Annotated in this window: 11 protein-coding genes and 1 tRNA gene; 7 read left to right on the top strand and 5 right to left on the bottom strand. The window is 45.3% G+C overall.

What is annotated here, in order from left to right; genetic code table 11:
• From tolA to V7051_RS23635, 7 genes are all read left to right on the top strand, one after another.
• Window positions 1–884, top strand: an 884-nt coding sequence (tolA, locus tag V7051_RS23665; protein ID WP_334181184.1) for a cell envelope integrity protein TolA, incomplete at its 5' end; no start/stop codon positions are given.
• Window positions 885–971: 87 nt separating this feature from the next.
• Complete coding sequence (gene tolB / locus V7051_RS23660; protein WP_333878695.1) at window positions 972–2,255, top strand: Tol-Pal system beta propeller repeat protein TolB; 1,284 nt, start codon at window positions 972–974, stop codon at window positions 2,253–2,255.
• Between the two features lie 50 nt (window positions 2,256–2,305).
• Window positions 2,306–2,881, top strand: coding sequence for a peptidoglycan-associated lipoprotein Pal (gene pal / locus V7051_RS23655; protein ID WP_333878697.1), 576 nt, complete (start codon window positions 2,306–2,308; stop codon window positions 2,879–2,881).
• Entirely contained in the window at window positions 2,882–3,715 is an 834-nt protein-coding gene (ybgF, locus tag V7051_RS23650) for a tol-pal system protein YbgF (RefSeq protein WP_333878699.1), read from the top strand. It abuts the gene before it with no gap.
• A gap of 2 nt (window positions 3,716–3,717) precedes the next feature.
• Window positions 3,718–4,359 (top strand): 7-carboxy-7-deazaguanine synthase QueE, encoded by a 642-nt coding sequence (gene queE / locus V7051_RS23645; RefSeq protein WP_333878701.1) that lies wholly within the window; start codon window positions 3,718–3,720, stop codon window positions 4,357–4,359.
• Window positions 4,360–4,365: 6 nt separating this feature from the next.
• A complete protein-coding gene (queC, locus tag V7051_RS23640) occupies window positions 4,366–5,043 on the top strand; it encodes a 7-cyano-7-deazaguanine synthase QueC (protein ID WP_333878703.1) in 678 nt (225 codons plus the stop codon).
• 48 nt (window positions 5,044–5,091) lie between these two features.
• A tRNA-Lys gene (locus tag V7051_RS23635) sits at window positions 5,092–5,167 on the top strand.
• Between the two features lie 23 nt (window positions 5,168–5,190).
• On the opposite strand, the gene V7051_RS23630 is transcribed toward V7051_RS23635, so the two are convergent.
• The 5 genes from V7051_RS23630 to V7051_RS23610 form a co-directional block, all read right to left on the bottom strand.
• Window positions 5,191–6,234, bottom strand: coding sequence for a phage integrase (locus V7051_RS23630; protein WP_333878705.1), 1,044 nt, complete (start codon window positions 6,232–6,234; stop codon window positions 5,191–5,193).
• A 360-nt stretch (window positions 6,235–6,594) separates the two neighbouring features.
• The gene (locus V7051_RS23625; protein WP_333878707.1) at window positions 6,595–7,893 is read right to left on the bottom strand and encodes a hypothetical protein; all 1,299 of its coding nucleotides are present in this window, start codon (window positions 7,891–7,893) and stop codon (window positions 6,595–6,597) included.
• Window positions 7,894–8,121: 228 nt separating this feature from the next.
• Entirely contained in the window at window positions 8,122–9,303 is a 1,182-nt protein-coding gene (locus tag V7051_RS23620; RefSeq protein ID WP_333878709.1) for a zonular occludens toxin family protein, read from the bottom strand.
• A complete protein-coding gene (locus V7051_RS23615) occupies window positions 9,243–9,623 on the bottom strand; it encodes a hypothetical protein (protein WP_333878711.1) in 381 nt (126 codons plus the stop codon). Before V7051_RS23615 ends, V7051_RS23620 begins: the two co-directional genes overlap by 61 nt.
• A gap of 10 nt (window positions 9,624–9,633) precedes the next feature.
• On the bottom strand, window positions 9,634–10,862 hold a 1,229-nt coding region (locus V7051_RS23610; RefSeq protein ID WP_334168776.1), incomplete at its 5' end, for a hypothetical protein.

The raw sequence follows: 10,862 nt of genomic DNA, 5'->3' as shown, positions 1-10,862 counted from the left end.
CTAAAGCGAAGGCGGAAGCGGCAGAGCAAGCCAAGGCCGAGGCTGCAAAAGCGAAGGCAGCAGAGCAAGCGAAAGCCGTAGCGGAAAAAGCAAAAGCCGAGGCCGCGCAAGCCAAGGCCGAAGCGGAGCGGGCGGAAGCGGCTAAAGCCAAAGCGGAAGCTGCCGCACAGGCCAAAGCGGAAGCAAAACAAGCCGAGGCGGCTAAAGCGAAGGCGGAAGCGGCAGAGCAAGCCAAGGCCGAGGCTGCAAAAGCGAAAGCCGCAGCGGAAAAAGCAAAGGCCGAAGCCGCGCAAGCCAAGGCCGAAGCGGAGCGGGCGGAAGCGGCTAAAGCCAAAGCGGAAGCTGCCGCACAGGCCAAAGCGGAAGCAAAACAAGCCGAGGCGGCTAAAGCGAAGGCGGAAGCGGCAGAGCAAGCCAAGGCCGAGGCTGCAAAAGCGAAAGCCGCAGCGGAAAAAGCAAAGGCCGAAGCCGCCGCGCAAGCCAAGATCGAAGCAGAGCGGGCCGAAGCGGCCAGAGCGAAAGCGGAGGCAGAAAGAGCCGAAGCAGCGAGGATGGAAGCAGAGCAGGCGAGAATGGATGCCGAACAAGATCAGTTGGCGATCAAAACAGCCGCCGCAGCCATTCGTCAAAAAGTAGCCCGGAGCTGGATTCGACCTGTTTCTGCTACAGAGGGTTTAAAGTGTACAATTCAGGTCAGATTAATGCCTGATGGTACAGTGATTGATGCAGTGGTCGTTACCACTAGCGGTGATGAGATATTTGATCGCTCAGCCGAAAATGCCGTTCATAGAGCGTCGCCGCTTCCTGTACCTAAAGATAAGGAATTGGCGGTTAAAGAATTTAAGTCATTTAAGTTTTTGTTTGATCCGGATCGTTCCAGATAATTAGAGCAACCCCAAAGATGTTGTTGATAAGTGTTAGTGTCAATCATTTAATGGTCTTTTTTTCAGTTAAGTTACTGAGGTAAATAAGTGAGTTTTTTTAGAAAAATTTTGTTGATTGGCCTGATTAGTTTCTACGTGCCAAGTAGCTATGCAGAGATGACGATTGAAATTACTGAAGGCATTGAGAGTGCATTGCCTATTTCAGTAGTGCCTTTTGGTATGCAAGGGGCAGCGGGCGTTCCTGTTGATGTTAGCTTTGTTGTTGATGCGGATTTAGGCCGCAGTGGCTATTTTAAAACGCTGGATAAGCAAAGCATGCCGGGCAGACCCAGCACGGCCGAGGCGATTCAGTTTAAGGATTGGCAAGCGTTAGGCCAGAATTATATGGTTATCGGGCAGGTGGCTGAAGACCATGGCCAGTACAATGTGCAATTTCAATTGTTTGATGTCTATAAGGGCCAACAAATAATGGGCTACCGGATGGCATCATCGGCAGGTGATTTGCGTAGAACGGCTCATCATATCAGCGATCTGATCTTCGAGAAATTAACCGGTAAAAAAGGCGTTTTCAGCGGTCGGATTGCTTACATTACCAGCACTAGGCAAGGTAGACAAAGCACTCATAAACTTCAAATTTCAGACGCGGATGGATTTAATGCGCAAACAATAGCTTCATCAGTTGAGCCGTTGATGTCTCCAGCCTGGTCACCTGACGGAAGAAAAATAGCCTATGTGTCCTTTGAGAAAAAATCGGCCGCAATTTACATTCAAACCTTGGCTACCGGAGAGCGAATCAGAGTCGCCGAATTCCCGGGTATCAATGGTGCGCCTTCATGGTCGCCTGATGGAGGGAAATTGGCTTTAACTTTATCTAAAGACGGCAATCCCGATATTTTTGTCTTAAATCTGGCGTCGCATTCTTTGACTAAATTGACTAAAAGTTTCGCTATTGATACCGAGCCAACCTGGTCTCCTGACGGCAGCAGTATCGTTTTTACCTCGGATCGGGGTGGAAAACCACAGTTGTATATTATGTCAAGCCAGGGCGGGGACGAAAAGAGACTGACATTCTCAGGAAATTATAATGCCAGAGCCAGTTTCTCGCCGGACGGTAAAAGCATCGCTATGGTGCACGGAAATGGCAGCGATTACCGTATTGCCGTTATGGATATGGCAACCAAAGCAGTTAATGTGATTACTGATGGCAGATCAGATGAATCCCCAAGTTTTGCACCGAATGGCAGTATGATTCTGTATGCTTCCAGAAAAGGCAATGCAGGTTACTTATCGGCCGTATCATTGGATGGTAAAATGCAGCAGAAGCTGGTGTTTGATAGCAGTGAAATTCGCGAACCGGCGTGGTCACCCTAGTTCGGTTGGGCATAACACGATTTTTTATATATTATTTTTTGGAAATTGAAATGAAATTGAATAAAACAGTATTGGCATTGGCAATAAGCGCAGTAATCCTGTCGGGTTGTAGTGAAGATGAAAAAGACGCAAGTTTGACTGACGGCAGTCAAAATGCCGCTAGTGGTATTAACGATGCATCAACCCGTGGCTTAAATAATGGATCAGGTTTGTCCGGATCGGAAATGAATGCTTCAGGAATGTATCCTAATGCCGGTATAGGTCCAGAATTCAGTGATCCGAACAACCCGCTATCAAAAAGCACCATCTATTTTATGCTGGACAGCAGTCAGGTTCAGGACGATTTTGTTCCGGTAATTGCGGCTCATGCACAATATCTGGTAGCTCATCCCGGTCAACGTGTTGTGATGGAAGGTCATGGTGATGAGCGTGGTTCTCGTGAGTACAACATTGCATTGGGTGAGCAGCGCGCGAAGTCTGTAGCCAGTATGATGAAAGTTCAAGGTGTTGCGGACGGTCAGCTGGAAGTCGTCAGTTACGGCGAAGAAAAGCCTGCGTCATTAGGGCATGATGAAGCATCTTGGGAGCTTAATCGTCGCGTTGAGTTAGTTTATCAAGGCAAATAAATGAAAGCTCTTCTTATCATGTTGCTGTGTGTTTGCAGTGCTGTCCATGCAGAACCTTTACCGCCGGTTATTGATAATTCAATGTATCCGGCGGGGGAGGTTAATGCTGTAAAGCCTTCATCGAGTAACGCCCTGTATGAGATGATGGGACGGCTTGAGCAATTACAAACAGAAGTTCAGCAACTTACAGGCAAGGTGGAAGAGCAGGCAAATCTTATTGCCGAGATGAAAAAATCTCAAAGTACGATGTATTCTGATTTTGATGGGCGGATGCAAAATCTTGAGAAAAAAGCTGATGGCGTTAAGCCATCGGCTGCTGAAAGTTCCCCTGCGCAAGAAAATCCAGTTGGGTCCGAAGCGAAGGTGACTGAGCTATCTGTTACGGCTCCTGCTGCTCCGGAAGTTAAGCAGCCTCCTGCACAAAAACAGGAAGCAGTGCAGGCATCGGGCGACGAAAAACAGCAATATCAACAAGCGTATGATGCACTTAGAAATGGACATAACGCTCAGGCAATTGCCGAATTCAATGCATTGCTGAGTAAAAATCCGAAGGGTGAATATGCCAATAATGCCCAATATTGGTTAGGCGAAGCTTATAGAGTTAATCAGGATATTGATTCGGCACGTAAAGCTTTTAGTAGCGTGGTTGAAAATTATCCTGGCAGTTCCAAAGTGCCGGATGCTTTGTTGAAATTGGGCACTATTGAAGTTGAGCAAAAAAATCCAGCCAAAGCACGTGAATATTTAACCCGTGTTACAGCGGATTTTCCCAGCTCGACAGCAGCCCGCTTGGCAGCAAAGAAATTACTTTTACTTGATGATGTTAAGCAATAGTTGTGAGTTTATTACGCGTAACTGAAATTTTTTATTCATTACAAGGCGAATCGAACACGGTAGGTCTGCCCACTGTGTTTATTCGGCTCACCGGTTGTCCATTAAGATGCGTTTATTGCGATACGACCTATGCTTTTACCGGCGGTGAAAAAATAAGAATTGATGCAATCGTTGCGCAAGCTGAACAGTACGGAACCCCATATATTACCGTAACCGGTGGCGAACCTTTGGCACAGCCGGGCTGTCTTGAGTTGATGACCAAGCTGCTCGATAAAGGCTATGTTGTTTCTCTTGAAACCAGTGGTGCGCTTGATGTGTCTGAAGTTGACCCGCGTGTTGTTAAAGTCATGGATCTTAAAACACCCAGTTCGGGCGAATTAAGTAAAAACCGTTATCAAAATATCGAATACCTAAGCGAAAAGGACCAAGTTAAGTTCGTTATCGGTAATGACGAGGACTATGACTGGTCAAAAACCATTTTAACTGAATATGATTTGCCTAATCGTTGTGACATATTGTTTTCACCGGTGATGGGGCAGCAAAATCCAACTGAGCTTGCCGAAAAAATTTTAAAAGACAGATTACCTGTTCGTTTCCAACTTCAACTCCATAAAATACTTTGGGATGACGCCCAAGGTAAGTAAACCAACATGCAAAAAAAAGCCATAGTCCTTTTATCGGGGGGATTAGATTCAATTACCGTACTTGCTCTTGCAAAAAAAAAGGGATTTAAATGTTATGCCTTAAGCTTTGACTACGGGCAGCGGCATAATGCCGAGCTAATAGCGGCTGCGCAGATAGCGGCAGATTATCAAGTCGAAGATCATAAAATTATCAAGCTGGGCTTAAGTTCGATTGGCGGTTCTGCTCTGACCGATGAGCATATTGCCGTTCCTCATGCGCCACAGGAAGGAATACCGGTCACCTATGTACCGGCAAGAAATACTATTTTCTTGTCCTTTGCCTTAGGCTGGGCGGAAGTTTTAAATCTAACTGATATCTTTATCGGCGTTAATGCTGTCGATTATTCCGGTTATCCGGACTGCAGGCCTGAGTTTATTGCAGCATTTCAACAATTAGCGGACCTTGCCACTAAGGCTGGTGTAGAAGGTGAGCATTTCACAATACATACCCCGCTAATCGCGCTGAGCAAAGCAGAAATCATTAAGCAGGGCGTTGAGCTAGGCGTGGATTATCAGCATACCGTTTCCTGTTACTCTGCTGATGAGCAAGGACGAGCTTGCCAAGTATGTGATGCCTGTCGCCTAAGAAAAACCGGATTTACTGAGGCGGGAATAAAAGACCCGACAAGGTATCAAACAAGTTAAAAAAACTTGCCATAATCAAATTTATCAGTATAATAGGCAATCTTTGTTGGGTCGTTAGCTCAGCCGGTAGAGCACCGCACTTTTAATGCGATGGTCGCGCGTTCGAATCGCGCACGACCCACCACCAAAGTTATATAAATCAACCAGTTAGGCTTTGCAGTCAACTGGTTTTTTTGTGCCTGAAGCTAAAGTTACCACATTGTTACCACCGCTTACATTTCCCGCCAACGGATTCAACTGAATAGCCTGAATCAAATAGTCTGGCGACAAGTGAGAATACCTCATAGTAATATTCAAGCTCGAATGCCCCAATATCTTCTGAAGAGCAACGATATTGCCACCATTCATAATAAAATGACTCGCGAAAGTATGGCGCAAAATATGAGCCAGTTGTCCGGCAGGAACCTTTAACCCAGACCTCTTGAAAGCTGACCTATAAGCACTGTAACACGACTTAAAGTCACCTTGGCCAAGTCTATTTTTTATATAAAGAAAAACAGATTCATTCACAGGGACAAAACGGGAATGACCATTCTTGGTATCAGCAAATTGAAAACCCTGATTAAGACAGTTTACATAATTTAAGCCTTCGGCTTCAGACCATCTTGCCCCCGTAACCAAACAGATCATAACAACAAAAGGCAAGCTTTCATTAGTGCTTAAATCAACCTCTTTTCTCAACTTCTCAATCTGAGAATTAGATAAATAAGAAAGTTCCGTTTTAACTTCACGCAATTTACGAACAGTCAAAACCGGCGAATCATAATCAATTACCGACAAGCGTTTAAGTTCACGGAACAAAGCCTTTAAGGTAATCAGCTCACGATTAAGGGTTGCGGGTGAAATACCTTGATTTAATCGTGTTGTTCGATACCCGGCCAATAATTCAGGATTAATAAATTTGGCCCGTGGATTGCCTAAAAGTTCCGAGAGTTTAAAAAGTCTATTTCTAGTATCAACAGAGCTCTTTAAACTGCGACCATGAAAATCAAACCACAATTTAATTAGATCATTTAATGGTCTATCATCAACAATGGCCTGAACGGCCTGAGTATCAGATAAACGTGATACATAATTTCTTTGGAATTGAATGGCATCAATTTTGGTATCAAACCGTTTAACAATCCGCTTACCACCAACACCAGACGGCCTAAAATCTAACCTGTACTTTTTACCAACTTTAGTAATCATTTAATCACAATCCATTGCGGGCCTAGAACGGCATCGTTACGAAACTGTAAAGAAGATGGAGGCGGACACAGAAAAGACCGTTCTTTTTGGCGATAACGATAATCGGCTTGACGACATTTATTAGAACAATAAAGAGGACGTCGACCAATACCGCAATCATGAACCCGACGATGACACAATAAATATAAACACTCTCGACCAAACATAAGCATTAATCCTTGCTTTGAGTACGCAAAACAGTAATGTGAGCCATCAAACATTCAACAGAACAAAAAATAAGATCTCGCCAAGTGAAGGCGGTCTTAAGTAATACTGTTCCAGGACAAACAGAACAGGGCACAATAACAAACTGATTGCTATTCATGCCGCTTTACCCACCAACCGCCGTTTTTCTAAACCATTCTTAATTTGCTCGCGTATGTCATTATCATCTAAGCCCCGGTTCCGGTAATAAGTTTGAATTTCCGGCCATATATGTAAGCGGTGAATCTGTCGCATCACATGCCGGACTGTGCAATCATTACGGCGAGCCATGATTGAAACCAAATTGCCGATCACGGATGTTATGTTTCTCGCTATCGGGTCAACTGCCTCTTTTTTTTTGCGCGAAATTTTCACGCCTTTTGCCGGAACATAAAAATGAACGTCCTGAATGAGCAATTGCCAGAAGGGATTTAAATAACCACGTGGATCACCGTCAATCATTAACCGGTTTCGTTCCAGGGCATAACGCCAGAGGTCGGTTAAATGGTCAGATACTTGGTTAAAACCCTCAAATTCTAAGCCCATGCCTAAGCCTATTTCCCGGATAACGGTATGATGCAATCTCGCTTCTATGCGGCGTACGGACTGCGCTTTGTCATAAGCGCCTAAAGAATAGACGTTCCACTCTTCATTGAAATAATCCACTTTATCGGACTTAATAATTTCATAACTTTTATCATAGATTGCCATTTGCACGGCAATCGGCTTACCGATTAGATAGTTTTTGCCCTGACCTTCACCGCCATAGGTAGCAACGGCATCTGTAAAGTCGGACAGGTCAAGCGATGCTATACCGTCAAAAGTTCTAATTGTCCTGGAACTCGTTGATAAGTTTCGAATAAAATCAACCGGCAGGTTGAAGCCCTGATAATCGCACGCCAAATGAATGGCAACACCCTTTGCTACGGGCTCCTCTAAGAAAATCCGGGACAAGCCAACAAAATCACCATGAAGATATTCCCAAATTTCAGGAACTGTACGTTGTGATATGAAATGCGGTGAGAGTTCTATTTTTAAATGCGAACCTTCATGATCGATTTTGCCGTACCAGCTACCAAACAGTATGACTATGCCAACAGCGTTGTTTTGCAGTTTGTACCGATAACCGCCGGTTTTACCCATCCGTGAAAAGTGCCAACGGTCATCATTAACGCAAATATTCGCAGTTAAGCGGATATATTCATCTTTCATTTCTACATGCTGCTCAAGCTTTTTAATAAATGAGGCTTTCGGTACACCGTGAAACAATTGCCTGACGGTATCAACTGAGGCACCAACCATATTAACACCGGATAAATCGGTCATTTCACCGTTATTAACAAACAGTAAACCCTTCTGATCTTCATCAGCACCATGAGAAAGGGATTCAAGGGAAAAGCGTTGGTTCATTTTCATAATTTACAGCTCTTATAGGCTTCGTGGTGTATTGTTCTGTTACGTGATACAGGGACGTAACAGCCTTTTTTAATTTGTATTTCTCTATCGATAGAGATTTGATTAAAAAGCTCCAGACAGTAACACTTTATTTTTACTGTTACTGAACCAGGTTTTAATTTCCTGGCCAAGTAACACCTTAACCGTTACCCACTGGCATATTAAGCGCCTGGTCAGTAACACTTATCGTTATAAAGGATGGCCAAGCGCCGGTTTGATGGAATCGGGCGTGTTGCCGTCAATATCCAGCGGCCAAAATGTAACCGGGTATTGTTTGCCGTTTTTCTCGATCAACAGGCCGAAGGACATGGGTTTTACGGTGTAACCAAAGTCTTCTAGTTGCTTAACATTAAAGCTGTCATAAACACGCTTATCGCTTGTATAAAAGTCTATTTTTGCCAGAATCTTGTCACCTTTCGATGAAACAATTAAGGCTGCTAATCTTGGGCGATACTCCTCTAAATAGCGTTCGACAAAGTTTGCGTATTCGCGCGCTTTCGGAGGCTCTTTTTTAGGCTCTTCTTTTTTTTCAGGGGGTTTTTCCGCCTGTTTTGGTGTATCTGGTAAAGGCTTGGACTGTGTAGCTTGCGTGGCTACGGGTTTAGGTTGTTTAACCATGCCGTTACCGTGAAAAAATCCCCAAAGATACCAGCAAGAAACGATTAAGATGGCAGCAAACAAAGGCAGCCAGAAAGTAAACATCGAGGATTTAAATATGTTAATCCGGTCATCTTGATGTGCGTCAATTGATGTAACGCCTTCTAAGTGGGACTTATACAAACCAAAGTATTTCGGATCATAAGTCCCTGAGCCACTTCGTAGTTGCTTGAATTTGCCGCTTTGCTGTTTAAAGGTCGTCCAGGTGTATTCGTTGGGACGTCCAACTGCATCCCGCTTAACGAATGTGATTAAGGTATCTATACGGCGCTTCCAAAGCATATGGCAGTCGCGGTGGTCCTGCCCCATACAGACTATATCAATGCCACGGTGGCCGTGCTGGGTAACAAATTCCGTTATACCAGGGTCAAGAGTCGTTTTACCAGCCGGAAAAAAGTCCTGAAGCTCATCCAGCAAAACCAACGAATCATTTTGAACATGATTGTGAACATCTTTAACTTGCTCCTTAGTTAATGGGTGTAAGAGTTGCATTACTCGATCAAGAGACAGTCCGCTAACTTCTGAAAATTTTTCGTAATTTAGGCCGTCTATATAGGCGAAAACAGAACGCCCCTTCAGTAATGCCGGAATAATTTGTTTTAGTGCAGCCTCGTAACTTTTGCCGGATCGAGGCAGACCTTCATGAAAGACTATCATGCAATGGATTTCACAAGGGAAGCGACGCGAAAGGCTGACCAGACCACCATTGCGCATGAGAGTATCTGTAAATCACCCACAATGCCGGACTGGGTTAATCCATAAATCACACAGGGCGATAAAGAGTTATAGGCGGCCTGGAGCTGGGTGGCAAAAACAGATACGGCGGAACCCGCCCCGTCAATCGTAGTGCCGCCTAAACAATAGGAACAATACGAGCCAGCCCAATCAAGGAATTTCACTATGAATTGGGTTGCATATTCAAGCAGTAGGGCTGGTAAGTCTTTAATAAAATCAATAACGGACGCCGTAAAATTTTCATCAAACTGCACAAAAGCGTCCCAATACGATTTGATTGTGTCTATTAATGCCTGCACGGTTCACACCTTAAAATGTTGGGGTTATCATGATACGAAGGGCCATAAATACAGTAACGACTTTAAGAGCAGCCGCAATAATCGCCCAAAATCCGGGCATCCAGGGCGCGCAGAATGGCATCATCGAAATAAAGGGCATTCCCATGACCGAGGGAATACTTAAATCACAATCAGCACACCCACCACCTGCCGGAAAATCGACATTAAAAATATCCTGACCTGCTTTAAGTAATGGCGACTTTGAAGCTTTATCAAGAAAATCATTAGCAACCGAATCAGCGGTTTTACCGGTTGACACGTACCAACGCCCAAATCCAGCACCCACTGAAGCAGTTCCAGCAGTACCGGTAAGGCCGTCCTTAATCTGCTTTAGCGTTGCGTTGCCTTCCTGTACCGAAGAATTTACCTGATCTACCGCGCCTTTGACTTGCTGTAAGGTGGCTTCAGTTGCGGCCCCGTTCGCTGTAGGTGGCGGGTTAGGCGTTGATGATGGCGTAATACAAGCGCCGGTTATTGCGTCATTGATTTGTGGTGCTGTACATGTCGGAGCAACGCAGGTATTTGTAGCCGTGTTTAAGGTTTCAGCTGATTTACATGTTGGCGGTGGCGTTGCCGGGTTTATACAAGCGCCGGTTATTGCATCATTGATTTGCGGTGCCGTACATGTCGGAGCAACGCAGGTATTTGTAGTCGTATTCAAAGTTTCAGCGATTTTACAAGTTGGTGGAGGTGGCGAGGCAGGAATGGGTGAACACTGTGCTCCAGGAGCGGGATCAGCATCATAATATCCCGGCAGACAATCACCGTAGGTACAACCGCCGAAACCATCAGGCACCGAATAAGCCGGACAAGAACCAGAGCCACCGGTAGAGCCACCAGTAGAGCCACCGGTAGAGCCACCGGTAGAGCCGCCAGTAGAACCACCAGTATCACCACCGGTGGAACCACCGGTAGAGCCGCCAGTAGAACCACCAGTATCACCACCGGTGGAACCACCAGTAGAGCCACCGGTAGAGCCACCGGTAGAGCCGCCAGTAGAACCACCAGTATCACCACCGGTGGAACCACCAGTAGAGCCGCCAGTAGAGCCGCCAGTAGAACCACCAGTAGAACCACCAGTAGAGCCACCGTTATCACCAGTCAAAGGACAAGGTGCGATTATCCCCGTTGTGCCATCACCATGGGTACAACTTTGACTTGTTGAAGTACACACCATAGTCGAACAGGTATCGGTTACAG

Origin of the sequence: Methylobacter sp. (genome assembly GCF_036845245.1) — a bacterium.
Taxonomy (GTDB): Bacteria; Pseudomonadota; Gammaproteobacteria; order Methylococcales; family Methylomonadaceae; genus Methylobacter_A.
This window is presented reverse-complemented; position numbering and strand designations above follow the sequence as displayed.